Origin of the sequence: Mesorhizobium sp. LMG 17147 (assembly GCF_024297145.1) — a bacterium.
Taxonomy (GTDB): Bacteria; Pseudomonadota; Alphaproteobacteria; order Rhizobiales; family Rhizobiaceae; genus Mesorhizobium.
On record NZ_JANCTC010000012.1, the window covers coordinates 1 to 25,950 of the forward strand.

The 25,950-nt window shown below is 61.5% G+C and carries 31 protein-coding genes and 2 pseudogenes; 17 read left to right on the forward strand and 16 right to left on the reverse strand.

What is annotated here, in order from left to right; all coding sequences use genetic code 11:
- Positions 1-121: 121 nt before the first annotated feature.
- The 4 genes from NMG46_RS20500 to NMG46_RS20515 all read right to left on the reverse strand — a co-directional run bounded on the left by NMG46_RS20500 (position 122) and on the right by NMG46_RS20515 (position 2,489).
- Entirely contained in the window at positions 122-697 is a 576-nt protein-coding gene (locus tag NMG46_RS20500) for a dihydrofolate reductase family protein (protein WP_254819402.1), read from the reverse strand.
- A 93-nt stretch (positions 698-790) separates the two neighbouring features.
- Positions 791-1,324, reverse strand: coding sequence for an SRPBCC family protein (locus NMG46_RS20505; RefSeq protein ID WP_254819403.1), 534 nt, complete (start codon positions 1,322-1,324; stop codon positions 791-793).
- Complete coding sequence (locus tag NMG46_RS20510; RefSeq protein ID WP_254819404.1) at positions 1,321-1,710, reverse strand: helix-turn-helix transcriptional regulator; 390 nt, start codon at positions 1,708-1,710, stop codon at positions 1,321-1,323. Before NMG46_RS20510 ends, NMG46_RS20505 begins: the two co-directional genes overlap by 4 nt.
- A gap of 143 nt (positions 1,711-1,853) precedes the next feature.
- Positions 1,854-2,489 (reverse strand): ankyrin repeat domain-containing protein, encoded by a 636-nt coding sequence (locus NMG46_RS20515; protein ID WP_254819405.1) that lies wholly within the window; start codon positions 2,487-2,489, stop codon positions 1,854-1,856.
- Between the two features lie 229 nt (positions 2,490-2,718).
- Here NMG46_RS20515 and NMG46_RS20520 point away from each other — a divergent pair, with 229 nt between their 5' ends.
- Positions 2,719-3,573 carry an aldo/keto reductase gene (locus tag NMG46_RS20520; protein WP_254819406.1) on the forward strand — a complete coding sequence of 285 codons (855 nt, stop codon included), beginning with the start codon at positions 2,719-2,721 and terminating at the stop codon, positions 3,571-3,573.
- 115 nt (positions 3,574-3,688) lie between these two features.
- On the opposite strand, the gene NMG46_RS20525 is transcribed toward NMG46_RS20520, so the two are convergent.
- A complete protein-coding gene (locus NMG46_RS20525; protein WP_023677305.1) occupies positions 3,689-3,994 on the reverse strand; it encodes a hypothetical protein in 306 nt (101 codons plus the stop codon).
- A 234-nt stretch (positions 3,995-4,228) separates the two neighbouring features.
- On the opposite strand from NMG46_RS20525, the gene NMG46_RS20530 reads away from it, so the two are divergent.
- Entirely contained in the window at positions 4,229-5,521 is a 1,293-nt protein-coding gene (locus NMG46_RS20530; protein WP_254819407.1) for an Nramp family divalent metal transporter, read from the forward strand.
- A 32-nt stretch (positions 5,522-5,553) separates the two neighbouring features.
- Here the strand turns inward: NMG46_RS20530 and NMG46_RS20535 are convergent, their stop codons facing one another.
- Positions 5,554-5,763, reverse strand: a complete 210-nt coding sequence (locus NMG46_RS20535; protein WP_254819408.1) for a hypothetical protein — start codon at positions 5,761-5,763, stop codon at positions 5,554-5,556.
- A gap of 306 nt (positions 5,764-6,069) precedes the next feature.
- On the opposite strand from NMG46_RS20535, the gene msuE reads away from it, so the two are divergent.
- The 10 genes and pseudogenes from msuE to NMG46_RS20585 all read left to right on the forward strand — a co-directional run bounded on the left by msuE (position 6,070) and on the right by NMG46_RS20585 (position 13,270).
- The gene (msuE, locus tag NMG46_RS20540; protein WP_254819409.1) at positions 6,070-6,627 is read left to right on the forward strand and encodes an FMN reductase; all 558 of its coding nucleotides are present in this window, start codon (positions 6,070-6,072) and stop codon (positions 6,625-6,627) included.
- A gap of 52 nt (positions 6,628-6,679) precedes the next feature.
- On the forward strand, positions 6,680-8,044 hold the full coding sequence (locus NMG46_RS20545; protein WP_254819410.1) for an LLM class flavin-dependent oxidoreductase: 1,365 nt from the start codon (positions 6,680-6,682) through the stop codon (positions 8,042-8,044).
- Between the two features lie 40 nt (positions 8,045-8,084).
- Entirely contained in the window at positions 8,085-8,933 is an 849-nt protein-coding gene (locus NMG46_RS20550; protein ID WP_254819411.1) for an ABC transporter permease, read from the forward strand.
- Positions 8,934-8,990: 57 nt separating this feature from the next.
- Positions 8,991-9,989 carry an ABC transporter substrate-binding protein gene (locus NMG46_RS20555; RefSeq protein WP_254819412.1) on the forward strand — a complete coding sequence of 333 codons (999 nt, stop codon included), beginning with the start codon at positions 8,991-8,993 and terminating at the stop codon, positions 9,987-9,989.
- A 40-nt stretch (positions 9,990-10,029) separates the two neighbouring features.
- Complete coding sequence (locus tag NMG46_RS20560; RefSeq protein ID WP_254819413.1) at positions 10,030-10,791, forward strand: ABC transporter ATP-binding protein; 762 nt, start codon at positions 10,030-10,032, stop codon at positions 10,789-10,791.
- A gap of 167 nt (positions 10,792-10,958) precedes the next feature.
- Entirely contained in the window at positions 10,959-11,594 is a 636-nt protein-coding gene (locus NMG46_RS20565; protein ID WP_254819414.1) for a BA14K family protein, read from the forward strand.
- 148 nt (positions 11,595-11,742) lie between these two features.
- On the forward strand, positions 11,743-12,066 hold the full coding sequence (locus NMG46_RS20570) for a DUF2934 domain-containing protein (RefSeq protein ID WP_254819415.1): 324 nt from the start codon (positions 11,743-11,745) through the stop codon (positions 12,064-12,066).
- A gap of 14 nt (positions 12,067-12,080) precedes the next feature.
- Positions 12,081-12,230, forward strand: coding sequence for a hypothetical protein (locus NMG46_RS20575; RefSeq protein ID WP_023677295.1), 150 nt, complete (start codon positions 12,081-12,083; stop codon positions 12,228-12,230).
- A 396-nt stretch (positions 12,231-12,626) separates the two neighbouring features.
- A pseudogene (locus NMG46_RS20580) lies at positions 12,627-12,719 on the forward strand (BA14K family protein); the annotation flags it as partial.
- A 230-nt stretch (positions 12,720-12,949) separates the two neighbouring features.
- Entirely contained in the window at positions 12,950-13,270 is a 321-nt protein-coding gene (locus tag NMG46_RS20585) for a ParA family protein (RefSeq protein WP_368389309.1), read from the forward strand.
- Between the two features lie 69 nt (positions 13,271-13,339).
- On the opposite strand, the gene NMG46_RS20590 is transcribed toward NMG46_RS20585, so the two are convergent.
- On the reverse strand, positions 13,340-13,531 hold the full coding sequence (locus tag NMG46_RS20590) for a hypothetical protein (RefSeq protein ID WP_254819416.1): 192 nt from the start codon (positions 13,529-13,531) through the stop codon (positions 13,340-13,342).
- 76 nt (positions 13,532-13,607) lie between these two features.
- Here NMG46_RS20590 and NMG46_RS20595 point away from each other — a divergent pair, with 76 nt between their 5' ends.
- A complete protein-coding gene (locus NMG46_RS20595; RefSeq protein ID WP_254819417.1) occupies positions 13,608-14,102 on the forward strand; it encodes a hypothetical protein in 495 nt (164 codons plus the stop codon).
- 11 nt (positions 14,103-14,113) lie between these two features.
- Positions 14,114-14,455, forward strand: coding sequence for a hypothetical protein (locus NMG46_RS20600; RefSeq protein ID WP_254819418.1), 342 nt, complete (start codon positions 14,114-14,116; stop codon positions 14,453-14,455).
- Between the two features lie 269 nt (positions 14,456-14,724).
- Here the strand turns inward: NMG46_RS20600 and NMG46_RS20605 are convergent, their stop codons facing one another.
- On the reverse strand, positions 14,725-15,450 hold the full coding sequence (locus NMG46_RS20605; RefSeq protein WP_254819419.1) for a hypothetical protein: 726 nt from the start codon (positions 15,448-15,450) through the stop codon (positions 14,725-14,727).
- A 263-nt stretch (positions 15,451-15,713) separates the two neighbouring features.
- The gene (locus tag NMG46_RS20610; protein ID WP_254819420.1) at positions 15,714-15,935 is read right to left on the reverse strand and encodes a hypothetical protein; all 222 of its coding nucleotides are present in this window, start codon (positions 15,933-15,935) and stop codon (positions 15,714-15,716) included.
- 135 nt (positions 15,936-16,070) lie between these two features.
- Between NMG46_RS20610 and NMG46_RS20615 the strand changes: the two genes are divergently transcribed.
- Together NMG46_RS20615 and NMG46_RS20620 are read left to right on the forward strand one after the other, a co-directional pair.
- Positions 16,071-16,331, forward strand: a complete 261-nt coding sequence (locus NMG46_RS20615; RefSeq protein ID WP_254819421.1) for a hypothetical protein — start codon at positions 16,071-16,073, stop codon at positions 16,329-16,331.
- Between the two features lie 3 nt (positions 16,332-16,334).
- Positions 16,335-16,595: a hypothetical protein gene (locus NMG46_RS20620; RefSeq protein WP_254819422.1), complete on the forward strand. Its 261-nt coding sequence runs from the start codon at positions 16,335-16,337 to the stop codon at positions 16,593-16,595.
- Here NMG46_RS20620 and NMG46_RS20625 read toward each other — a convergent pair.
- The 6 genes and pseudogenes from NMG46_RS20625 to NMG46_RS20650 form a co-directional block, all read right to left on the reverse strand.
- Positions 16,592-17,297 (reverse strand): annotated as a pseudogene (locus tag NMG46_RS20625) (SOS response-associated peptidase). The gene NMG46_RS20620 and the pseudogene NMG46_RS20625 overlap by 4 nt on opposite strands.
- Positions 17,298-17,409: 112 nt before the next feature.
- On the reverse strand, positions 17,410-17,631 hold the full coding sequence (locus tag NMG46_RS20630) for a hypothetical protein (RefSeq protein ID WP_254819423.1): 222 nt from the start codon (positions 17,629-17,631) through the stop codon (positions 17,410-17,412).
- Positions 17,632-18,718: 1,087 nt separating this feature from the next.
- On the reverse strand, positions 18,719-20,509 hold the full coding sequence (locus tag NMG46_RS20635; protein ID WP_254819532.1) for an ABC transporter ATP-binding protein: 1,791 nt from the start codon (positions 20,507-20,509) through the stop codon (positions 18,719-18,721).
- Between the two features lie 6 nt (positions 20,510-20,515).
- Entirely contained in the window at positions 20,516-21,502 is a 987-nt protein-coding gene (locus NMG46_RS20640; protein WP_254819533.1) for a glycosyltransferase family 2 protein, read from the reverse strand.
- 48 nt (positions 21,503-21,550) lie between these two features.
- Positions 21,551-22,654 (reverse strand): glycosyltransferase family A protein, encoded by a 1,104-nt coding sequence (locus tag NMG46_RS20645; protein WP_254819424.1) that lies wholly within the window; start codon positions 22,652-22,654, stop codon positions 21,551-21,553.
- Between the two features lie 2 nt (positions 22,655-22,656).
- Positions 22,657-23,853, reverse strand: a complete 1,197-nt coding sequence (locus tag NMG46_RS20650; protein WP_254819425.1) for an acyltransferase — start codon at positions 23,851-23,853, stop codon at positions 22,657-22,659.
- A gap of 261 nt (positions 23,854-24,114) precedes the next feature.
- On the opposite strand from NMG46_RS20650, the gene NMG46_RS20655 reads away from it, so the two are divergent.
- Positions 24,115-24,348, forward strand: coding sequence for a hypothetical protein (locus NMG46_RS20655; protein ID WP_254819426.1), 234 nt, complete (start codon positions 24,115-24,117; stop codon positions 24,346-24,348).
- Between the two features lie 67 nt (positions 24,349-24,415).
- On the opposite strand, the gene NMG46_RS20660 is transcribed toward NMG46_RS20655, so the two are convergent.
- Positions 24,416-25,948: an MFS transporter gene (locus tag NMG46_RS20660; protein ID WP_254819427.1), complete on the reverse strand. Its 1,533-nt coding sequence runs from the start codon at positions 25,946-25,948 to the stop codon at positions 24,416-24,418.
- Positions 25,949-25,950 lie beyond the last annotated feature (2 nt).

Consider the following 25,950-nt stretch of genomic DNA (forward strand, 5'->3'; position numbering starts at 1 on the left):
CGCGAAGATCATCCGAAAGCGGTCGCGTCATCCGATACTGGCCTCCACTCCAGCCAGCATCTTGAATCACAGAACCGACTGATCGGGAATCCCCTTCGATTCCGTCAAATCAGGAACCGCTCTAGCCGATCCCGTAGACCAGCCTGACGCGGCCGTCCGAAAGCTGCTCCAGTTTGCGCAGTTCGAGCCCACGACGATTTTTCGCCGTCCCAAACAGCGCCTTTCCTTCACCGGCGAGCAGCGGATAGACGATCAGCCTGAGCTCATCGACCAGCCCGGCATCGATAAGGCTCGCGGTAATTTGGGCGCCGCCCATAAGATAGATGTCTTTGCCGGGCTTCTGTTTCAGCGCAGCGATATCCTCGAAATTCCGCACGAAGCGCGTCTTTGGCCAGGCGGCCGAAGTCATTGTGTTCGACAGCACATAATGCGGGGTCTGCGCGGCGAAGCGGGCCCATTCGAGCTCGGCCGGCTTCGGCAATTTGCCGGTCATCGGCAGGGGCTTGTCGGGCTCGTTCTGGATGGCGCTCCAGTAGCGCTCGTAGCCGGCATACATGACGCTGCCAAGCAGGCAGGCGTCGATTTGCGGCGTCAGGCCATATTCGTCCGACCACGCGTCGACCCAATCGGCGTAACCCTCGGGCCCCTCCATCTTGCCGTCGACGGAGATTTTCATTCCAGCGATCAATTTGCGCATGACTTCCTCCATCAGGCTTGCGGGATGCAAGCACGTTTCATCGTTGCTTGGTGTTGCTGGCGGCGACCTCAGGGATGGACGCCGCGAGTTACATCAGGCCGGCAGGCGGCGATCGTATTCTTCCCGCAGGCGGCTCCAGCCGTCCCAGAACGAGGTCGGCGTCTTGCCAGCCAGGCGGGCGGCCAGCAGGTCGAGGTGTATGTGCCAGCCGGCCGTGATGTTGAGCTGGATTGCACGTTCCGGCAGGCGGCGATGGACGACGGTGAGCAGCACATCGCTACCCTTCGCCTCCAGCAAGAAGGAGACGCCGCCGGTATTTCCCCAGGTGATGGAAAGCTTGCGCGGCGGATCGAGGTCGGTGATCCGGCCCTCCATCCGATGCTCTTCGGGAAAGCCCGCGGGGCGCTGGCCAGGCGGGTCCGTCAGCTCGTCGTTACGCCAGACCAATTCGAACGAACTGCCCGCCTTCATTTCCATCTGCCCCGCTGCCATCCACTGCCGGCGCAGGTCACTCTCGGTGAGATAAGCCCAGACGCGCTCGATGGGTCCGGGCAAAAGGCGCTGGATAGTGAACGTGGCGGGCTCGCTTAGCGCGCCATAGGCGTCGATGCTTCTCATCTGGTTCATTGCTCGTCTCCTTCTTTCGGATTGGGCGATTTCCTGGGCTCATCCTGGGCTTTGCGTGCGTCCTCTTCGCGAAGAAGGCGTTCGAGGACGTCGAGACGACCTGTCCAGAAGCGCTCGTAGAAGCTGAGCCACTGATGGGCGCTGGCCAGCGGTCCGGGGGCTAGTCGGCACAGATGCGTGCGGCCCCTCACCTCTCGACGAATAAGCCCTGCGTTCTCCAGCGTCTTGATGTGCTTGGAGGCGGCCGCGAGCGACATCGCGAAGGGCTCCGCCAGCTGGCTTACCGTTTTCTCGCCATCGGCGAGATCGCGAAGCATGTGCCGGCGCGTGGCGTCGCCAAGGGCGTGAAAGACCGCATCCATCTGAGGTGTTTGTAATTCAACCATGTAGTTGAATATAGACGCACGCTTTGAGATAGTCAACCGTTTGGTTGAATAAATTATGTGAAGCGCCGCAGGGCCGTTTGCGCCATCGAGCGCATCGACGTGACGGGAGATACGGACGGCCCGCGACAGTAAGGGCGAGGCCCTTATTTGCCGTTGAGGAAACTGTGGATCGCGGCTTCCAGCTTTTCGATAAGCTGAGGGTTGTGGCAGCTGCCAGCCCAGATCAGGGCGTTTAGCCTTATTTCTTTGTTGATAAAGCTCACTTTCCCAGAATCCAGCAGGTATTCCGCGATCTCGTAGTGCCGCCCTTTGATAGCCTCGATGAGCGCGTTGTTTCTCCCCGTCTTGTCGGTCAGATTTACTTCCGCGCCATTCTCCACGAGCAACTTGACGACTTCGAAATGCCCGTTCTTCGCCGCCTCGATAAGAGCCGTTCTACCGTAGTAGTCAGCTCGCGCGTTGATCTCTATTTGGGGGTGTCTCACGAGGCCTGAGATACACGCGTAATGTCCCTTGGCCGACGCAAGGCTCAAGGGCGTGCTCTTCCACTTGTTTCTGGCATTCACATCGATTTCCGGGTCTTCGATCAGCACCTCGACCACCGCTGTGCGGTCATTGAGGGCTGAAAGGTGAAGTGCAGACCAGCCGCCGTCGTCCGACTGATTGATGTCGGCGCCAGCCGCCAATTCCGATCGAACCGCATCCGCATCGCCTTGTTCTGCCGCGACCAGCAGGGGCGACCAGTCTCTTGCTCCTTCGCCTTCCAAGCTGTTGGTCAACGTAGTCGCCTCCTCGGATAGTCCACAGAATACCACAGAATCCGCGACAGCGGGATCGTCCTGAATGGAGTTCCCTGGACTCCGTGGGTCACAGAGAGCTGTCGGCCCGAAGCGGAAGATCAGCGCTTCACGTCCGTCTCCTCACATTCTCATGATATCGACTGGCTTTGGCGGCCATCCAGACTAGATAGAGCGTGCGCCGGGCGGAATGATGCAGAAGGACCTGAACATGGCTGAACAGATTACCCTGGATAGACCTGAACAAATCAGATTGAACGACGGCTCCGCCATTCCGCAAATCGGCCTCGGCGTGTGGCAGGTCGATCCAGCCATCACCGCCAAGGTGGTGCGCTGGGGAATCGAGGCCGGCTACAGGCTGATCGACACCGCCGAAGGCTATCAGAACGAGGAAGGTGTCGGGCAGGCAATCCGCTCGGCCGGCGTGCCGAGAAGCGAGTTGTTCATCACCTCGAAACTGCGCAACGGCGCGCATCAGCGCGACGCCGCCTTGCGCGCCTTCGACGGGACGATGAGCAAGCTCGGCATCGAACAGATCGACCTGTTCCTGATCCATTGGCCGGTACCCAGCCAGGACAGATATGTCGAGGCCTGGAAGACGCTGATCGAACTCAGGCAATCAGGCCGCATCAAGTCGATCGGCGTTTCGAACTTCAACCAGGACCATCTCGAACGGATCATCGGCGAGACCGGCGTCACGCCGACCGTCAACCAGATCGAGCTCCACCCCCGCTTCCAGCAGCGTGACAAACGTGAATTCCACGACAGGCACAACATCCGCATCGAGAGCTGGAGCCCGCTGGGCAGCGGCCGGCTGTTGAGCGATCCGACGCTTGAAAGCATCGCCAGGAAACACGGCAAGTCGGTGACGCAGACGATCGTCCGGTTCCATCTTCAGGAATGCTTGATCGTCATTCCAAAGTCGATCCACCAGGACCGCATCGCCGCCAATTTCGATGTCTTCGATTTCGAGCTGGAAGCGAAGGACCTCGAGCTAATTCGGGGCATGGATTCGCCCGACGGCCGCACCGGCCCGAACCCCGCTACCGCTGCATTCCTGTTCTGAGGGCCGACAGTGAAGCTGCCGATCTCCCCCTTGAGGGCCCCTTGAGGGGGAGATGGCCGGCAGGCCAGAGGGGGTGCTGTCCCGCCAGCGATCAAAACTACCCTTCCCGCTAGCCTCATATCCCCGAGCCATCCACCAACGGCACATCTTCCCCTTCCCAGGGGCTAGGCATCGATCCCTTGCTCAGATTGGCCGACGGCAGCGGCATCCAGCACTTCAGTTCGGGTTCGGCATATTCGACGATGCGTCCTGGCGACGAATCGGAAGCGCGCCAGCCTTCGCTGCCGAACTGATCGGCGCGGGCCCAGTAAGCCATGTCGACCTCGGCCGGACCCTGTTCGGACGGCCGAACCGTGACAAGGATTCTGCTGCCGTCCCTTGGCGCGCTCGACATGTGGCGCCACTGACCGGGCTCGTCCATTGCGTTCCTCCTGCGATCTTCGCCTCGAACGGATAGTCGCTTCGCGCTCGGAAGCGGTCAACCCGAACTTTTTTGCCTGAGGCAAAACCCTGCCCCCGCGTCGCGGAACAAGTCATGGCACGCCGGGTTTGGGCAAGTTGTTGAAGGAAGCAAAATGAGACCAGCGCCCCGACTGATCCTTACCATTGTTGCATGCCAGGCCGCGTCTTTCGTTCGCAACCCGGTCCGGTCGCAATGAGGCAGGCCGGTTCTGACCATTCCCACCCACCCAAGGAGGGCAAAGGCGGCATAGGCCGAGCGCTCGGCCTCGGCCTGATAACCGGGGCAGCCGACGACGATTGTTCGGCGATAGGCACCTATGCCAGCGCCGGCGCCCGCTTCGGACCCGACCTGCTCTGGACGGCTCCGGTGACGTTGCCGATGATGTATGTGGTCGTCTACCTGTCGTCGAAGCTTGGCCAGGTATCCGGGCGCGGATTGTTCCACGTCATCAAGGACTTCTATCCGAGGTGGCTGCTCTGGTCGGTGCTGTTGGGTGTGCTCGTCGGCAACACCATCGAGGCAGCGGCGGATCTTGGTGGAATGGCGGCCGCGATCAACATGTTCGTGCCACTTCCCATCCCGCTGACCGTGCTGTTCGTCGCCGCCATCATCTTCGCCCTCCAGGTCTTCGGCTCCTATACTTTGATCCGCAACATCTTTCGGTGGCTGGCGTTGGCGCTGCTCGCCTATGTCGGTGCCGCCCTTCTGGCCAAGCCGGACGCCGCGGCCGTGCTGCGCGGAACGCTGCTTCCGCGGATCGAATTCAACCGTGAGTTCCTGTCGATCCTGGTCGCCATCATCGGGACGACGCTGTCCGCCTATCTCTACACGTGGCAGTCCAATGAGGAGGTCGAGGAGGAGATTGCCCAGGGGCGAACGACGCTCGGGCAAAGGAAGGGCGCTACCGACAGCGAACTCCGTCGCTCTCGCCGGGACATCCTCATCGGCATGATGTTTTCAAATCTCATCATGTATTTCATCATCCTGTCGACGGGTGCTACGCTCTACAAGACGGGCCACCACGATATCGACACGGCTGCGCAAGCGGCGGAGGCGCTGCGCCCGCTAGCCGGCCAGGCCGCAAGCGTCCTGTTCGCCGCAGGCGTGATCGGCGTCGGTTTCCTAGCGGTTCCTGTCATGACTACCGGCGCTGCCTATGACGTGGCACAAGCCATCGGCTGGAAAAACAGCCTGCACGCCCGGGCTCGAGAGGCGCCCAAATTTTATCTCGCCATCGGATTTTTTACGGTGATCGCCGCCGGCCTCAACTTCCTCGGCTTCAATCCGATGAAGGCGCTGGTCTGGTCCGGCATAGTTCAGGGCTTCTCGACGCCGCCCTTGCTGCTGCTCATCATGCTGATGACGAACAGCCGCAGGATCATGGGCAACCAGGTGAACAGCCGCAGCACCAACATACTCGGTTGGGCAACGACCGCCGCCATCTTCTCGGCGACGATCGGCCTGGTGGCAACCTGGTTCATGTGATCAGGCAGGACAAAAGGACGCCGCCGGTTGAGTTAACCCGTCCCGCTTGCGGATTGTCCCAGCTTTGCCGGTCCTGGAAATTCCACTACGTCGCCCATCGGCCGTTTGTATTGCACTGCGACAATTGCATCGATCAGATGATCCACAGCCGCACGAGCCGTGCGGCTCGTCTCGTCCTCGCCGCTCAAATAATGGCTGGCTCGTTCAAGATGGAGGTGTGCGGCGGCAAAGTCGCTTGTCATCGGCTTCTCCCTGTTGCCCGCCGGCCGGCAGGATGACCGCCGCGATTTACCCAAAAGCAAATATCCACAGCCGGATTTGAATCAAATTGGCTTGATTCACCGCAGCCCGAGGACAAGGTCCTGGCTGGCCTTTGCGTCGCTGGTCGATGCGCTGCGCCGGCGCAGTACACCGCATTGAATGAACCAACTAGGGGCGGTGTTCCGCAAACTCCGTTCGCTCAATACGCAACCTTTGAAATTTTCTCGCTCTTTTAATTCTACAAACTCGCTAGACTTAGCATAGATCATTTTGACAAGGAGCCAGGAATGTCGAAAAAGCTCGTGGTGGGGCTGTCGGGCAATTTGACCCGGCCATCGAAGACCAAGGCGTTCATCAGCCACATTGTCGGGCAGGCCGCCGAAAGCATCAGTGCGGCCTCCGCCGTCTTCGACATCGAGGATCTCGGCGCGTCCCTGCCGCAGGCAAGGCGCCTCGGCGACCTCGACCCGGCGGCGCGCAACATCGTCGAACGGCTGCTGGGCGCCGACATCCTGGTGGCCGGCTCGCCGACCTTCAAAGGCAGCTATACCGGGCTTTTCAAGCACTTCTTCGACCTGCTCGACCCGTCATCGCTGAGGGGCAAGCCGGTCATCCTTGCCGCGACCGGCGGCGGCGAGCGCCATTCGCTGATCGTTGAGCACCAGCTGCGGCCATTGTTCGGCTTCTTCGAGGCGCTGACCGTGCCGACCGCGATCTACGCCTCCGACAAGGATTTTGCCAATGGCGTGCTGGTGTCGGAAGCCATCCACGCCCGCGCCCGGCAAGCGGTCGCCGAGGCATGCTGGGTGACCGGGGTGCCCTACGGCGTCGGCCTTGCCGCCTGAACGCACCACTGACCCGAGATCCACTCCCCGATCCACCCAGGAGCACGCCGCGATGACCAGATCCACCAAATCCAGGCAAATCAAACTTGGCGCTTTCCTTCCCGGCGGCGGACAGCATATCGCCGCCTGGCGCCATCCCGACGCACCGGCCGACGGCGCCACCAATTTCGAGTTCCACAAGCAGCTTGCCCTGACCGCCGAGCGCGGCCTGTTCGACGCCTATTTCCTCGCCGACAATCTGACGGTCGGCCTCGGCGCCCGCGAAGGCGGCAACGCCAAGATCGCCGGCTTCGAGCCGGTCACGCTGTTTGCAGCGCTGGCGCCGCTCACCACGCATCTCGGCTTCATCGCCACCGCCTCGACCACCTACGAAGAGCCCTACACGCTCGCCCGCAAATTTGCCTCGCTCGATCATCTGTCGAATGGCCGCGCCGGCTGGAATGTCGTGACCTCGGCCGGCGACGAAACCGCGCGCAACTTCAATCGCGATACGCAGCCTGCCCACGCCGAGCGCTATGCCCGCGCGCATGAGCACGTCGAGACGGTCAAGGCGCTGTGGGACAGCTGGGAGGACGACGCCTTCATCCGGGACAAGAAATCGGGGCGCTTCTACGACAAGGACAAGCTCCACGACATCGGCCACAAGGGCGCGCATTTCAGCGTCAAGGGTCCCCTCAATGTGCCGCGCCCGGTGCAGGGGCACCCGGTCGTGGTGCAGGCGGGACAATCCGAAGACGGCCGCAAGCTCGCCGCCGCCTCGGCGGAAGTCATCTTCACCGCTCATCAGAACCTGGCGTCGGCGCAGGAATTCTATCGCGATATCAAGGCCCGCGTGACCGCCGTCGGCCGCGATCCCGAGCAGGTGCTGATCATGCCGGGTGTAGCGCCCTTCGTCGGCCGCACCGAAGAAGAAGCGCGCGCCAAATACCAGCAGCTGAACGATCTCATCCTGCCCGAAGACGGCGTCGCCCTGCTCAACGGGCTGGCCGGCCAGACGCTCGACATCAGGGGCTATCCGCTCGACGGCCCGCTGCCGCCGAGCAAGGAAACTGAAGGCATGAAGAGCCGCCAGGCGCTGATCCGCCAGATTGCCGACGAGCACAACTTCACCATCCGCCAGCTCTATCAATGGGTGGCGACGGCCCGCGGCCATTACACCGTCATCGGCAGCGCCACGCAGGTCGCCGATCAGCTAGAGGAATGGTTCGGCAACGAAGCCGCCGACGGCTTCAACATCCTGCCGCCCTGGCTGCCCGGCGGGCTCGACGACTTCGTCGAGCTGGTGATCCCCGAACTGCAGCGCCGCGGCCTGTTCCGCACCGCCTATGAAGGCAGGACCCTGCGCGAGAACCTCGGCCTCAGGCGGCCGGAAAACCCGTGGACCGCCGCCCGCTCGGCCGTGCTGGCCGCCGAATAATCCTGAGAAGCCCAATACTTTCCAAGCGAGAGGCACGACGATGACCTTGCAGCACATCGAACAGGCCGCCAGCCTCGGCACGCGTGACAGCACGACAAGCCTCGGCTCGGATTTCCTGCGCCTCGGCGGCCGGGCGGGAATTCGCTTCCTGTCGCGCTACGGCGTCCTCATCGCTTTCCTCGCAATGTGGCAAGTGTCGAGCAGCGCCGGCTGGGTCAACACGGCCGTGCTGCCGCCGATCGACATGATTGTCGCGGCACTTTGGAAGGGGCTGGCCGGCGGCACTCTACTCGGCGACATCGCCATCAGCCTGCAGCGCGCCGGTCTCGCCTTCGCGGCCGCCGTGCTGGTCGCCATCCCGCTTGGCCTGTTCATGGGCCAGGTGCGCGCGGTCGAAACCGCGCTCGATCCCATCCTGCAGGTCTTCCGCCAGACCTCGGCGCTGGCGCTCTATCCGGTGTTCATCCTGCTGCTTGGGCTCGGCGAGGCGTCCAAGGTATTCGTCATCTTCTGGGCGACGCTGTTTCCGCTGCTGCTCAACACCATCGGCGGCGTCAAGCAAGTCGATCCGAAACTGCTGGAGATGGCGCGCGTCTATGGCGCCAGGCAGCTCACCGTCTTCCGCCGTGTCGTGCTGCCCGGCGCCGTACCGTCGATCTTCGTTGGGCTGAGGCTCAGCGCCACCACGGCGCTGCTGTTGTTGATCGCGTCCGAAATGATCGGCGCCAACAAGGGCATCGGCTTCCAGGTGATGAACGCGCAGTACAACTTCCAGATACCGCTGATGTTTGCGGCAATCGTCATCCTCGCCGGCCTCGGCCTGATCGCCAACCAGGCACTGGTGAGCCTGCAGCGGCGGCTCTGCCGCTGGAGCAATGCCGTCGACTGACCACCGCCTTTATCAATCTCAACCAGGCCAGAACTCAAATCAGGAAAGACCCGGACCATGAAAATCTCCCGCCGTTCCCTGCTTGCCGGCGCGCCGTTCGCCGCCGGCCTTCTCGCCGCCGGCCTGCCGCGCTTCGCCTTTGCCGAAGCCGCACCCGTCAAGTTCCGCTCCCTCGCCAGCCGCGGCAGCATCTCTCCGCATGAGCTGGCCGGCGAGCTCGGCTATTTCAAAGGCCTCGGTATCGAGATCGAGAATGTCGGCTATTCCGGCGGCGGCCCGGAATCGTTGTTTGCGCTCGCCTCCGGCAGCGTCGATATTGGCTCGGCCGCAACCGCCGCCGTGATCAATTCGATCTCCGGCGGCAACGACTTCGTCGCCGTCTATCCGAGCAACGGCATCAACAGCAAGGTGCGCAGCGTCTTCTACGTGCTGGACGACAGCCCGATCAAATCGATCGCCGACATTGCCGGCAAGACCATCGCCGTCAACACGCTCGGCGCCCATCTCGACTACACCGTGCGCGAGGCGCTGCACAGCGTCGGCCTGTCTCCGGACGCCGCCAATCTCGTTGTCGTACCCGGACCGCAGCTCGAGCAGACCTTGCGCTCCCGCCAGGTCGACATCGCGGCGCTCGGCTACTGGCAGGCGACGTTTGCCGGGGCGCTGGTCGACAATGGCGGCGTGCGCGGCGTGTTCAACGACACCGACGTGCTGGGCGAGCTGGCCGGCGGCTTCGTCGTGCTCAGGCGCGACTTCATCGCCGCCCATCCGGACGCCGCCCGCAACTTCGTCGAGCAATCGGCGCGCGCCTCCGACTGGTCCCTGCAGAACCCCGACGAAGCGCGCAAGGTGCTGGCAAATATCCTCGACAAGCGCGGCGAAAACGGCGAGCTGGCGCGCTACTGGACCGGCTTCGGGCTGCGCCAGGGGGCCAAGGCGACGGACCGCGACATCGACTTCTGGGTCAGCGTGCTCGAACGCGACGGCCGCCTGCCAAAGGGTAAGCTGAAGGCAGCGGACATCCTCTACCGGCCCGGCGAAACCAAGACCAACTGACAAGGCCAACCGGCAAGACAATCAGCTGGAGACGAGCGCGATGAGCGGCACAAGCGGCGGTGAGGTCAGCATACGCGACCTGTCCAAATCGTTCAGCATCGGCGGGCGTTCGCTTGCCGTGCTGAGGACCCTCAATCTCGACATCCGCTCGGGTGAATGCCTGGTCATCGTCGGCGCCAGCGGATCGGGCAAGACCACGCTGCTGCGCATCCTGGCCGGGCTGGAGGCGGCCGACAGCGGCGGCGTCGCCATCGACGGCAAGCCGGTGCACGGCGTCGGCGCCGAGCGCGCGGTGATTTTCCAGGAGCCGCGCCTGCTGCCCTGGCTGACGGTGCTCGGCAACGTCGCCTTCGGCCTCGAAGTGCGCGGCGTGCCGAAGGCCGAGGCCGAGGAACGGGCGCGCTTCTATATCGCGCTCGTCGGCCTCGCCGAATTCGGCGATGCCTTTCCAAGGCAGCTGTCGGGCGGCATGGCGCAACGCGTCGGCATTGCCCGCGCGCTGACCGTGCAGCCCGAGATCCTGCTGCTTGACGAGCCGCTGGGCGCGCTCGACGCCATGACCAAGATCGGCATGCAGGAGGAACTGGCGCGCATCTGGAGCGAGGAGAACGTCACCATGGTGATGGTGACGCACGACCTCGAGGAAGCGATCTACCTCGCCGACAGGGTGCTGATCCTGCCCAAGGAGAAAGGCGGCGCGGCGCGGCTGATCGACATCGACCTGCCCCGCCCGCGCGAGCGCAGCGAAAGCCGCTTCGTACGCTACCGCGAAGAACTGCTGCGCGAATTCGGGCTGCACTGAAAGCCGCCTAAGAGGGCTTGGATTCCTCGCCCCGCGAAGCGGGGAGAGGTGTCTCGGCGAAGCCAAGACGGAGAAGGCCTTCCTTCGAGTGCCCTGCCCCGCGCTCCTTCCTGGAACCGGATTCCCCGCCCCGGCATTTCCTTAACCGGGAGGCAAAGGAGCGCGGCATGAAAGCTTTGTTCGCAATCTTTGGCGGCTTCGTCCTGACGCTCGCCGTATTCGCCAGCGGCCTGGCCTTCGCCACCTGGCTTCTGATAGCCAAGCCGGTGCGGCCGGCAGCCCCGGTCTCCAGCGTCGCCGAACTGTGGGCCAAGGATCCGCGCCCGGTAAACTCGGCCTCGCAGCGCCTCGAGCGCCTCCCGGCGCGCCCGGTTCCCGTTCGCACCTCGGAAGTTGATCGCACCGCGAGACCCGCCGATACCGCCGCAGCTTCGACACCCGACACCACCGCCACCGGCTCTATCAAACCGGCGGTGAAAGAGCGGCAGACGCTACCCGTCGCCCATGTCGAATGGTGCGCAAGCCGCTACCGCTCCTACAGGCCGAACGACAACCGTTACACCTCCTACAGCGGGCAACAGCGCCCCTGCATCTCGCCCTATCTCGACATCACCAATGACGGCAGCTACGTCGAGGCGAGCGATACATCGCCAATAGAGGGCTACCCGCGGCCGGACGAAACCGGCGACGCCGGATTCTCATCCGATCACGTGCAATACTGCTTCGGCCGCTATCGGTCATATCGACCGGAAGACAATAGCTATCAGCCGTATTCTGGGGGGCCGCGGAGGCAGTGCGAATAGCGTGGCGCGCCGGATGGCGGGCTAGCAGACCGAAGGGCATGGTGTCTTGTGCGATCCCACCCTCGAGCGCCTAACCAACGATCACGCAAATTTTTTGGATCGTTCGGATCGGCGCGGCGTTCATCCGACAGGCAAAGGAGGAATTAAGATGGGCGACGAACGGGACGACAAGATTCGTGAGCGCGCATACCAGATCTGGGAACGCGAAGGCGGGATCCATGGCGATCCCGAGCGGCACTGGCACCGGGCCGAGGCCGAGATCGACAGGGAGGCAGCCCTGCCACTGACGGCAGGCGATGCCCTGCCGGAAACCCGCGAGGTCGCGAGCTCCGACGTCTTGACGGTGGAGGCCCTCGCGGTGCGCACCGGCATATCGGGCGAACAGGCGCAGGAGCTAATCGACAGGCTGGGAAACGATCGGGCGGCTATCGAACAAGCCGCGCGCAACCTCAAGGGGAAGCAGCGTCCCTAGCCAAGGAGAGACAGATGATCAGAAAACTCAAAGACGGAAAATACCGCCTCTATTCGCGCAAGAAGGACGAAAAGACCGGCAAGCGCCGCAATCTCGGCACCTTCGATACCCGCGAGGCCGCCGAGAAGCACGAACGGGAGGTGCAGTATTTCAAGAGGCATTGAGGGGCGTGCCGTCGCTTGCCAGCCAGCCGCGCCGGATGCCTGCCTGAGCCTGCGAAGACGGCGGCCACGCATCTCCGCTCCGGACAGTTTACGAGAACATGGTGCGGCCACCAACCCTCAGTCCGGAAGCGGGCGACGCCCATGGCGGTCGCCTGCGGATTTTAGCACGGTAGGCAAATTGTTCAGAACCTTACCTGATGCACCTCGCGCAAGCGGCATCAACCTTTCAGTGACGAAGCGTTCGCTTGCGACGTGGCCAAGCGGACTACTCTCTAAATGCATCACCGCGCCGCTCCCGACGATGGCGCCAGCTATGTCGAAGGCGAGCGACACGTGGCCAATGGATGGCAACGTTCTGTCGGATGAAAAACCGGAGCCGCCCAGCTTCCGCCTCACCACGTGCAACATTGCTTCAGCCGCTACCGCTGCTATCGGCCGGAAGACAACACCTACCAGCCCTACTCCGGCGGCTCGCGCCGGCAGTGGCGAGTAGGGGAGGCGCTGAGCGGTGCTGCGCGCGCCCCTGTTGGGCAGGCTTTGAGGCGCTTCGTTACCCTCGGAAAAAAATTTGATCGATATCCACTACTACCTACTCGGTAATAGATTATTCAGGTACGAAGACATCTTGTCGAGCAGAGCGACCAACATCGAGAGCGACCGGCGATGATTTTAGGTCACATCGCCTAAAGTTTTCCGCCCACAAGGCCATCGGAGAAAAAATGGACGACGCAAATGACTTATTTGGATCTTTAGATTCGGCAAAGAAAAAGAAGCAGGCTGCGAGGCAAATTGCATTATTTAATCACAAGGGGGGTGTCAGCAAGACGACAACCGCATTTAACCTTGGTTGGATGCTGGCCGAAAAACGCCAGAGGGTTCTATTAGTTGATTGCGATCCGCAGTGCAACTTAACTGGCATGTTCTTGGGTTTCACAGGTGTTGAAGACATAGAGAAGCTTTATACTCAGGATGGTATTCGCAACATAAGAGACGGCCTGCTGGTGAGCGGCACCACGCAGCGGTTCTCGACACCGAGATAATGCTGCCAGTGGCCGTATTGCGGGTTGCGGATGTTGGTGGTGCGGTAGTCGGCCTTGCCCTTCACCCACTCAATCGGGTCGGCATGCCTCACAGCAAGTGGCCAACTCGCGCGTCCCGTCCGGCGCGTTGCGCACCACCGGGCCGGGCTGGTTGGGGTAGATGTCGATGAATGGCTCAAGATTGCCGAGGGTGTCTCGCAGGGCGCGGGTCCACTGGCTGATAGCCTCCTGGCTGGTGGTGATGTTGTAGAGGTTGCACATGCTCTATCTCAGAGTGAGTTGGCGTTTTTAAACATTTTCTCGCAAGCCCCACGGCCACGTGGTAAAGGACGATATCTTGGGGGCAATAGCAATCGTGACCGGCTGGCTTCTTTCAAACCCTATTGTGGGGATTGTCACTTGGGTTGGTACAATACTTACTGTCGGTGGTCTCGTCATAGCCATTTTGCAGTCTGTCGCTGCTAGGCGATCTGCTGATCGAGCGGAGCGGGCAGTAGCTCAGTTGAAAGTTCGACTTGATACGGCCAACATTGCATACGCAAGTGCCGAACTGGTCACCTTTTTGCACATGGTCCGATCAGGCGATTTTACGCTAGGATTGGCCTTCTTTGCACCCATCAAACGGTCTCTTCGCCTTCAGTCTCAATCGGACCCTTCAAGAGTTGAGGAAATTGAACCTTTGAACCGCGCCATTGGGGCGATTGAAAACCACCTCAACTGGGGCAGGATTGGCGACGCGAAATACAAGGAAGCCCAAATTTTCCGTGCTGTTGACGGGCTCATGAAGACCGTAACCGGCTGGGAAGGTGCGTTGGCACGGCGGCAAATTTAAGGACGATGACCATGAAAACTATTGAAGAAATGCTTCCGATCGTTATGGCTGCAACCGCGGATAGCCGTTTAAAATGGACGAAAAAAGATCTAACACTCTCAACAAGGGTCGGAAAGTATAGAATAGATGTTTGGGAATGGTCTGACCATGAGAATGACAATAACGGATTTTCTGTCGGAATATATGAGGGGGACAATCAAATAGATTATATTACTGCTGACCAGTACAGTCCTCGGTATTCCAGAGTTGAGGACTTCTACCGTATGGCTCGCCGAAGTGCATTTAACGTTGGCGCCATCATCGATGATATCGAAAAAACGATACTTGAGACACCAGTGCCTCCAAAAAAGTGATCCCTTGCCCTCCAGAATAGCTAAAGCTGGCTCTATTTCGCTGGCGAAGTCACGTCGATTTACAAATTAGCACCGGTTATAGCGGCAGCTAAATTTGCCGTCCCGTCCCTGTGTTCTTGATGCCCTCGCTGTAGAAAGTGCCTTTTGATTCCGCCACTACCCCGGCTCCAGAAGAACCCATCCGGGTGCTCGTTCAGTCGGACGCACTTGCAAAATCGTGGCGGGCCGACACCGGGGATGCAATCGGACTTCGCGCAACTGGGACCCGGTTAGAACGGAATCTCGTCGTCCAACTCGCGGCGGAAGGTCTCGTCATTCGGCGAAGGCAATTGCTTGCGTGGAGGTTCCAAGCGCTTTCGTTCCTCCGGCTTGGGTAACGATGTTTGAGGTTCCTTCTCTTTGGCATCGTCTATCTCGCCGAATATCAGCCTGACCCACCTCCACCAAGGTTCAGCCCCTTCGCGCTCTACGTCTCCACTAACTCGCGCCACTCCACGTACGACGTCAGCCACTATTTCAAAGCGAGTCCGGTCACGGTCAACTTCCAGCGTCAGCTCGCTGAGTTTTTTGAAGATGACGTCGCGCTTGTCTTGCGGCAGATTTGATTCCTCAACCGCTGTGCGAATCTGCTCAATATAATGCCTGATCTTCTGCTTTGCACCGCCGCTCAGCCCTACGCTGTACTTCTTACGTCGTCGCGCGTGATTGATCTCAATCTGAATTGTGAGGTTCATGACATCGGTTTCAAACCCCTCAAATGCGTCCCATACGCCCTTGTCATTGTAAGGGCTTGTGTATTCCTTAATACCGGGAATATCCAGCGACTTTGCCGCTGCAATCACTGCGCTCATATATTTACGCTTGCAGTAAGCGTCATAGTTGCTTTGGTCGTTGTCCCTCAGACTGGTATCCAGTTGAGACCTAAATTTTCTCTCTAGGTAGATAAATGCTTCTTCATGATCTTCTGGAAGATCGTCGTAGATCGACTCGCTCATCTGTTCCCCGCACCTCCCATACGTTTAGAGTCACAATATCGGACACAAGAGCGAGTTCACAAGATGTTCCGTGTGAGGGAGCCAAACAGAAGCCGCCGGTGCGGGATCCGGCGTGGATCGTTTCTTCATTCGTGCCGGCTCGCTAGGTCAACCCGAGCCTCATGAATTTCCCTAACTGCTGCTGGCGCGGATCTTTCCCAGGTTCGGGACGGCTGCTGCGGTTCCGCCCCACCGCAAAGCAGGCCCCAGCCCTCGGTGAACACTCAAGCCGTCCACCGACCCTTCACCTTCTGGCAGGTGCACTCCTGCCGCGTGGCCCGGCGTGATCCCTCCATCGCATCCAGCCGCTCCTCCAAATGCCCATTCAGCACGATCATCTCCTTCAGCGCCTTCACGGCATCACCTTTATGCAGTGCGATGAACCTGTCGGCGATGGCCTGCAGCGCTGCCTCCTGGCGGCTGTCCAGCGTCACGATGCGGTCCATGGCGATGCCTCCAACGGTTCTGTGCGAATTGAACAAAATGGGAACAAAAATGTCAAGAGCGAATTGACTCTGCGAGGAATGCCTTCCTATTTGTCAGTAGGCGGGGCGGTTGCTCACAAATCGAGGAGAGCCGCGATGGGCAGACGAAAAAGCCGGTTCGACAGGCTGTCGGCGAGGGATGCGGAGGCGATCATCAGGGACGCCTTGAGCCTGCGCCGGACGGTGCTGTCGTCCCAGTTGCATCTGAAGGCGCATGGCGAGCTGTTCTGGCAGCTTTGCGGGCTTGTCGAGAAATTGCACGAGGTGCTGGCCAGCGTAGCGGAGAAGGAGCCCGATTATCGGATGGCGGAGCTTGGCCTGCTTCCCCTCCCCGAGGATTACTCGACCCGGAAATGAGCCATGGCCGGGCCGATGGACAGCGTTGGGCGTGCCGCCAAGGCCAACATGCTGCTTATCGTGGAGTGCGGCCACTGCTACCACGTCGGGCGCTTCAGGGCGAATGACGTGGCCCAGGTGGTGGGCTGGAACAAACCGCTGGAAGCGATCAGGTTCAGGTGCAAGCGATGCAGCCGCAAGGACACGACGGTGAAGACGCAGTTCATCGACCAGGATCATCCGCCCAAGGGCTACATCTGGTTGCTGCAGAAATTCAAGCGCTAAAACAATGAGCCTTGCGCCGGCGCCTGCTGCGGAAACTTGATCTGCGTCGCCGGCTTGTCGACGATCACTAGCGCGTCATCGGGCGCCGTGCGCTGCAGGTGTCTTGCCTCCGACCATGGCGCGCTGAGCCAAGCCTCGGTTTCTTCCGGCGTGGTCAGGATCACCGGCATTGCCTTGTCGTGGATCGGCGCGATCAGCGCGTTGGGCCTGGTCGTCATGAAGCCATAGACCTGGTGCTCGGCGGGGCCGTCCTTGACCTTGCGAATGCCCTGCCAGCGCGTCCACAGGCCGGCAAAGAAGAACAGCGGGCGGTCCTCGCCGAGTGCAAACCAGAAGTTGCGCTGAATGCCGGTCTCGGGGTCCTTGTCGCCGGGCGTCGGGCTGGGCTCGGCGAAGCTGGTGACGGGCACCACGCAGCGGTTCTCGATGCCGAGATATTGCTGCCAGTGGCCGTATTGCGGATTGCGGATGTTGGTGGTGCCGTAGTCGGCCTTGCCCTTGACCCGCTCCAGTGGCGTCGGCATGCCCCACAGCAGATTGGCTAATTCGCGTTCGCCGTCCGGCGCATTGCGCACCACCGGGCCTAGCTGGTTGGGATAGATGTCGATGGAGGGTTCGAGATTGCCGAGGATATCGCGCAAGGCGCGGGTCCACTGGCGAATGGCCTCCTGGCTGGTCGTGATATTTGTAAAGATTGCACATTTCAGGCCGTTCCCGGATGCTCAGGCATCTTGTTGGAAACGGCCCGGAATTTCCAGCGCTGTCCGTCGGGTTGCTGACACGGCAGGCCGTGTCAGCAATGGTTTTGTGAGACCTACCGCGCCGATTGTCTCATAGCTTGTGCGGCGACTGCCGCGAGAAAAGCCCTGGCCGCGGCATCGCAGGCCGCTCGGGACGGACCCTTGGCGAAAAGGAGAAGCTCGGCGGCTCGCATGTTGAGCCCGTGCTTTCTCGCGAATGTGACCAGATCGTAGGGTTTGTTGTCGTAAGGCTCGTCGTCGTCGTAGTCGATCGTCAGATCGTAGTTTTCTTTCATTTTCTTCCTCCCTTTAGCGATCTCCCCCCTCCTGTCGCTAACGCAAAATTAACGTCGATGGCGTCGGGCGAGTCTACCAATCAGAGATTGTGTAGAAAATGTACGGGCTCGGATGCTCGCCCCTCGCAACCGGGCCGCGAGCAATCGCCGCGGACCGGAACGGTCGAAAAAGCCGATTATGATGGCAACGTCGGAAAAGGCTGCCACGGCCTGGTGCTGCGGGGGTGTCCGCCACGCCTACCGTGCCTAATGGCCGTCATTTTCATCTTCCTGGCCCGGTCCGCAAAGCCCGCCTCGTTGGGTTCGGCTAAAGAATAAATCCGGCTAATAGCACCGTAAGGAGCAGTGACAGCGGAACGGCTGCAAGACACCAGATCTCCAACGTGTTGTTTTGCCGCGGGTCCATCGTCAGCCTCACTTTTTTATTTTGTCATTGTGACACCAACGGTTGGCCGGAGGTAGCGGTTCCACGCGGCGCTGTTCATAGAGCGCTGCCTGTGCTGCATATTAGCAACAGCTTGACGACCGCTGAGCCCTGTACCGCCTGCACAACTTCAGTTGGCGCCGGATTGGATGCGCATTCCGCAGGAATGCAAGCGCCCTCCGCATCAGCCGCGCGGGGATCGATCGACGCCCATGATCAGCGCCGAGCCGCATGCCCCGGAACCCGATGGCTGCATCTATCTCCGGACGAAGTTTCGCTACCGCCGAGCCGATCCGATCTTCACTCACAGCCAGCGATGCCCGTTCGCAGGGACCTAAGTCTGACCTGCCTGCGCAATGGTCCCGTGCACAGGCAGTTTCGGGAACAACTGCGCCCGTCTTCAGTTGATGGCGTCACCTCCTTGAGGAGACATCGGCGCAGAATCAGTCCCTTCATGCGCTGATTGGGGTCCGCCTGCCATTGCTGGATTTGGCAGGCGGACCCTTGGTTCTGTACGCTCCAGATCGAAAGCAGGTAAGCTCGGGACTTATCACCCCGGAAATCCTCCCGAGAAGCATGGCGGAGGTCTTCCTCACCCCTGAGATGCTTGACCTGGCTTGACATTCGAGACGACCTCCCAGCGCGCGTGCAGCGGGATCGCCCTCAGCCCTCCAGCGCCTCGTGCTGGTAAAGCTCGTCCATGCTGAGCGTCGCCAGCGCGGCGAAGGGTGCCTGCTTCTTCACGCGGCCGTGGCTCAGGATCACCACGTCGTCGCAGAACGAGATGGTGCTGCGGTGATGGCTGATGACGATGGTGGTGCGGCGGCCGGCGCGCGACTTCAGCGTCTCGACGATCGCCGCCTCCGACAGTCCGTCCACCGCATTGGTGGCTTCGTCGAGGATCAGGATATCGGGATCGCGCACCAGGGCCCTAGCCAGTGCGATCCGCTGCCGCTGTCCCGCCGAGAGATTGACGCCGCGGTAGCCGACGACGGTCCTGTAGCCTTGCGGCAGTTGCTCGATGAAGCCATGCGCTTCGGCCAGTTTTGCCGCGCGCTCGGCATCGTCGGCCGAGGCCGCGTCCTGGCCGTAGACAATGTTTTCAAAAATCGTGCCGTCGACCAGTTCCAGCTCCTGGCTGGCAAGTGCAATGTGCTTTCGCCACTGGCTGGGGTCGATGCGGTCCAGCGGCGATCCATCGACGAGGATCCTGCCGCTATCCGGTTCGACGAAGCGGCACAAAAGGTTGACGATCGTCGTCTTGCCGGCGCCCGACCGGCCGATCAGCGCGGTCGAGCGACCGCTGCGGATATCGAAACTCGCCGCATGCAGCACCACCGCGCGCTGCTCCGAGCCGGAATAGGTAAAGGTGACGTCCTCGAACTTGATGCCTTGGCTGAGCCCGGGGAACGTTGCGCTGCCTTGCGGCGGCGCGGGCTTGTCGGATGGGTCCAGCATCCACGTCACCTCTTCCAGCGATCCGCTCAGGCCCTGCAGCTGTGTCCAGGCCATTTGCAAAGACCGCATATAGGGCTGCAGCCTGTAGAGCAGGATGACGAAGGCGACGATCAGCGGGAAGGAAACATTGGCGAACCAGGCGCCGATCACCACCGCCAGGAACAGCATGGCGTGCAGAATCTCGGTCAGCGGCGGCAACGCTCCCTGACGCGTCAAAAGCACGAACGCCGCCCGGCGCACCGCATCCGATGCCTGGTCGAATGCCGCCTTCTCGCGTTGCTCCTGGCCAAAAATGCGGATCAGCCGCCCGGCATGAACCAGATGCAGCATCTGTGATGCGAGCTGGCTGTTGCGGGAGGCGACGCTGCGGCTCGGCGCCTTCAGATGGGCGGACAGCATGGCGTGCGCGACCTGCACCAGCGCCAGGCCGAGCGTGACCAGCAACGTCATCTGCCACGACAGGAGCAGCAGGAAGGTGAGGAGGATGATCGCGGCCGATGCGTTGACGATTGCACCCAGCGTGATCTGGATGGCATCCGAGGCCCGCCAGGATTCGTTGGAGATGATGTTGAGCAGCCGTCCAGGGCTTTGCTGCAGGAAGAACGGGTAGCCTACCCTAAGCAGCTGCTCCGACAGCGCGCTGCGGATCGAATGGCTGGCCTTGCCGTAGATGAAGGTGGTCAGCAGCGTGTTGGCGTAGGCGAACAGATTTTTCAGCACGATCGAGCCGAGGATGGCGACCGAAATGACGATCAGCCGGTCGCGCTCGCTCAAGCTCGCTCCGACATGCTGGAAGACGGCGGAAAAACCAGCCATGCCGGTCTGCCCCTGTTGCCCCATGATTATGTTCAGCAACGGGATGATCAGGCCGATGCCGAAGCCTTCGAGCGCGGCGCTGAGCAGCCCGAGCACGACCACGGCCGGAAGCAGGCGCAACTGTTTTTGCCCGAGCGCGCGACGCAGCATCGGCAGGCTGGGCGGCATCAGTCGCATGATAGCGGATCACCTCGCCTCGGCATTTGCCTGTTGCTCCTGTCGCATCTCCGTTGTCTTTGGCGATTTCGCCAGCAAAAGCACCGCGAACTTGGCCGCGCCGAGCAGATTCATGCCGATAATCGGCCAGTGCGACAGCTTGAGTTCGCGATCGAACAGCGGGCCTTTCCTCAGTTCGCGCAAGGCTGCCCTCATCGACCAGTAGAAATGCCGAAGCAGCCACGGCGCGTGGCGGATATGCTTCAGGCAAAGCCCGCCATTGCCCATGCTGTAATCGCGATGCAGCTTTTCGATGGCCTTGCGGTCGCGCCGGCCGTGATGGTGATAGATGGTCATGTCGGGCACGTATTCGACCGGAATGCCGAGCAGCACCGCCCGGACGAGATAGTCCGTATCCTCCGCCGAGCGCAGCGGGCCGCCGGCGCCGAAGCGTTCGTCGAAACGCCCGATTCGGGCGGCAACATCGCGGTGCATCGTCATGTTGCAGCCAAGCACGAAGCCGCCGGGATGGACATCCGGCGTAAGCCGCGCGCGCACCGGCGACCGCTTGATGGTGAACGGCAGGTCGCGGGGGTCGCCGATCTCGACGCGGCCGCCGCGGATGACCCGTTCGCCGGCCGCATAGTGCCGCTGCAGATCGCGCAGATAGTCCTTGTGAACCGCGCAATCATCATCGACGAAGACCAGCACGCGGCCCCGCGCCCGCTCCAGCCCGGCGTTGCGCGCGGCCGCCAATCCGGGTCGCGGCTCGCAAATGGCAGTGAACGGGATGTCCGACAGTTCGGCGATGCTGGCCAGCCGTTTGGCCGTGCTGTCGGTCGAGCCGTTGTCGACAACCACCAGCTCGGCGGCAAAGTCGGCATGGGCACGACACGCGGCCTGGATCGAGCTGATGCAGGGCTCGAGTACGGCGACACGGTCGCGGGTGCAGACAATGAAGCTGACCGCCGGCACCGGTCCTTGCTGCGGCCGCGGCGACATGGCCGCCGGCATCATCGAGCGGCCGCGTTGCTGGAGCTGGTGCGATTTGACGAACATGGGCTGCTAGCTCAACTGGTTCGAAGGCAAAACCGCCGCGGCCGGCACGGACTGCAGATACCGCGACAGGGCATCCACCTGCCTGGTGACCGACATCGAGGCGAGACTGAAGCGCGGCGCGAAAGCACCGGTGCGAAACACGTACTGCTCGCGGCGCCGGATGAGTTTCCATTTCGCCGTCCGTGTCAGGAATTCGTGCATCAGCAGCGGCTGTCTTTCTCCCGATATCAGCTGATAGAGGAAATAGAACAGGTTCAGCGTGCCGGCCTGGTAGCTCGGCCTCGTCTCGACCGGAAGCGCGGCTATCCTTTCTTCCAGCGCGAGGATCCATTCGGCGGCACGGCGAATCGTCTCCATCGACAGGACCTCACCGATGGCGCGGAGGTCTTGCGTCTCTTGTACGAGCCCTTCGCGCTCTAGGTTCTCGGCGACGATCTTCAAATGCGTCCTGCGCATTTCGCGCTTGTGCCTGTTGGTCACGCTGTCGTCATGGATACGATAGGCGATGAGGCTTTCGGGGATCATTGCTGCCGGGTAGCGATCGGTCAGCCGCCTGAACAGGTCGAAATCCTCGGCGTGCTTGTAGCTCTCGTCATAATGTAGAACGCCGTCTTCGATCACCTTCCGGTTATAAACGACCGTTGAATGCATGAAGATCGTGAAGAACATCGACAATATGCGCAGGCTATTGTCCTGGAATATCGGATCGGGCGACCCCCTGACGATGCGGTTGCCGAGCAACGTGTCGAAGCTTGCACCGCATAGAGCGAGGTCAGGCTGCTGGTCGAACAGTGCTACCTGTCGCGACAGGCGCTGGGGATAGGCGATGTCGTCGGCATCCATCCTGGCGACCAGATCGCCCCGGGCAACGGCTAGGCCTTCATTGAGCGTTGCGATCAGGCCGCGGTTTTCGCGTGAGACGATCGAGACGCGGCTGTCGGCCTGGCGATATTTCCGCAGGATCTGCAGCGAGTTGTCGGTCGAGCCGTCATCGATGGCGATGACCTCAACATGCTTGTAATCCTGGCGCAGGATGCTGCCCAGCGCAGCTGCCAGATAAGGTCCCGCATTGTAGATCGGCAGCAGAACGGAGACTAAGGGAGCAGCCATGATCAGCCCCGATCGGTTCGTTGCAGCTTGCGTGGCAACGGTGAAGTGCCACCATCAAGCGGCCTGCCCAGATATGCTCCCGCCGCGAGCCATCCGGTATTGGTCGTGTCGATCCCTGCCGGGATGGTGGCGCGGCGTTTTCGAGCAACATAGGGGAAGTGGCGTTTGAGGCTGTTGAGTGGCTTCTCGAAAAGCAGCCACGAAACCGAAGCCAGCATGAGCGTTGCCGTTCCCGCCACCAGAAACCGCCCCGGCCCTTGCTCCGAGACGTTGAGCGGGATCCACGGCTGCGATTTGACGACCAGCGCCAGCACTATGGGATGGTAGAGATAGACGCCGTAGCTGATGCGGCCAAAACCGAGCAGCGGCGGCAGTTCGAGAAGTTTTCCGGCGCGCCCGCCAATGCCCGTTGAACAGCTTGCAACGATGACCACCAGAGGCGCGACAGGCAGGATCTGCAACAGCAGCCAGAGACCCCATTCCTGCACTGGGTTTTCCGGCGTCGGCGAAAACCACTGCAGAACGAAAAACGCCGCCGCGAGCCCCGGCCAGCCAACTCGAAGCCATTGCGGCAAGCCAGCAGCTCTTGACCGGTAGGCGGCGAGCAGCGCGCCTGACGCCAGTGCATCCATCGACGCCGGCGGCAGCAGGTCGCGCGCCAGGCTGGGCATTCCCGCGATCGGCCAATAAAAGCGATAGGCCAGCGACAGCGCGATAACGCCGATGCAGATTGCTTCGAGGCGCCGGCGCGGCGCCAGCAGGACTATCAGCGGCCAAGCGATATAGAACTGCTCCTCTATGCTCAGGCTCCAGAAATGGCAGAGCAGCCAGGGCGTCCATTCATTCTGCGCTGCGTACCAGAAGTTCGACAGATAGAGCGCATGCCAGGCCAGCGACCCCCTGGACTGCTCCAGGTCCACCAGCCAGACGAAACCCAACACCGCAAAATAGGGCGGGAATATCCGCAGCGCCCGCCTGATATAGAAGGATTTCAGCGCCGGTCCGGTTTCGAATTCGGCGGCCGCTCTGGCTTCCAGCAGCAGTCGCGTGATCAGAAAGCCGCTCAGCACGAAAAACAGGCGCACGCCAATATGGCCCCAGAACGAGGATCCTCCGGCCGCGAAGAAGTGGGCGTACAGCACCATCGTCACGGCGATGGCCCTCAGCGCGTCCAATTGGGTGTCGCGCGCATTTCCCATTAGCGGCGTACGCCGGCGGGACGGCGAAACTGCCAATCGGTCAACATGGCGGCGTCGTTCACGGCGCATTTCCAATCGGTAGCGCCCCCCTCACCCAGAATAGGGCCACCATTGTGCAACGCAACACAAAAAGTTGACACATTTGAAACAGGAACGTGAGACGCTACTAATAAAGCACAAGAAACAGCAGCAACCAGCCCGAATTGTCCATTTTTGACGATTTTCACACGCTGCCTTGGCCGACCAATTTCGGCGGCAGGGGTGCTGCGATGCAACATGCTCGCCGCCGCCGCGAAGCTCGTCCGCTCGATCGCCGCCGGCAGCACCGGCGTCATCCTCGTCACGCATGATCTCTCCACGGTGCGGGCGCTGGCCGACAGGATCGTGGTCCTCAGCCTCGGAGGCGTGGCCTATGATGGATCCGCCAGGCACCTGAGCGCCGACCATCTGTGGGGTCTCATGGCGAGCGGCACCCTCGCATCCGCCGGGCAATAGGAGGGCGTGTTGAAGGAGGGGGCCTGCTTCGCGGCACCCACTCACGCGCAAGCTTCCCGCCTCCGGGTTACGCCTCCTTGCTCGCGTTCGCGAGCGCCACTGTGCGACGCTCCGGCAGCCCCATTCCGACGAGCGCACCGGCGAGCGAGAGCAGAGCGGAGACGTCGATTGCCGAGGTGAAGCCATCACTGAACGCGTCGGTGGACGCGAAGCTTCCAGTTCCGGCGAACACTGCACCGGCGATCGCGATCCCAGATACGCCGCCAAGAAAGCGGAACGTGTTGAACGTGCCGGCAGCCTTACCGACTTCCGGCCGCGCAACCGCATTGAGCACCGCGTTCTGCGCGGCAGGCATGGCCATCGATACGCCGGCACCGGTAATAATCAGCGGCGCGACGAGCTGGATGTAGGGCAGATCAGGTGCTGCGATCTGCGCCAGCCAGGCCATTCCAGCCGCTTGCAGGATCAATCCGGCCACCACAAGCCAGCGCTCGCCGACGCGGTTGATCAGGCTGCCGGCGATCGGTGCGACTACAAAAAGCGTTGCGGTCCAGGGCAGCAATCCCATGCCGGCGCCGAGCGGCCCCCGGCTCTGGGAAAACTGCAGAAACTGCGGCAACAGGAATACGAGGCCGTACATGGCGGCGCAGAGCAGGAAGTTCGCCCCTACGCCCGAGGAGAATGCGCGCGCCCTGAAAAACCGCAAAGGCAGCATGGCCTCACGGATGCGCAACTGCCAAAGGACGAATGCGATAGCGAGAACCAGCCCGGCCGTCAGCGCCGACAGCACTTCAGAGCTGCTCCAGCCCGCAATGTTGCCGCGCATCAGGCCCCAGACAACTCCAAATGCCGCCGCAGTTACCAGGACGACGCCGAGGACATCGATCGCCGTGCCCGGCCCGTGACTCTCCGGAATCCGACGCAGCACCAGCGGGATGAGGACGATGCCGACCGGGACATTGAGCCAGAAGATCCAGTGCCAGGAGAGGCCTTCGGAGATTGCACCGCCGGCCATCGGGCCGATGATCAGGGCCAGGCCGGTGATGCTGCTGAAGATACCCAGCGCCTTGCCTCGTTCCTCCGGAGGAAAAGCGACGCTCAGCAGCGCCATGGCCAGCGGCATGACCATTGCGGCACCCGCGCCCTGAACCGCGCGAGCCGCAATCAGCAATCCGGCATTTCCAGCGAGCGCGCAGGCAACGGACGCTGCGACGAACAGCGCCAATCCGGCGATGAAGATGCGGCGGCGGCCGAACCTGTCACCGAGCGCCGCCCCGGTCATGAGCAGGACGGCAAAACTCAAATTGTAGGCGTTCATCGTCCATTGCAGCGTCTCCAGCGAGGCATCGAGTTCGACCCGCATCGTACTTAATGCGGTCGCCACGACCATCGCATCGAGAACGACCATCAAGGAGCCTATCGACGTGAGGGCGAGAACCCAGACCTTCGTTGATGCCGCACTTTGCTTGCTCATGACTGTGGCGCCTCCGGCTTGAACAGAGGGCCTACAAGGTTCGCAGGCCCACGATGCAGAGACGCGGAGGCACCACCAAAGGATTCCAGCTAAAGAAAGTTTTTTTCGACCGAATCCTTTTGCCATTG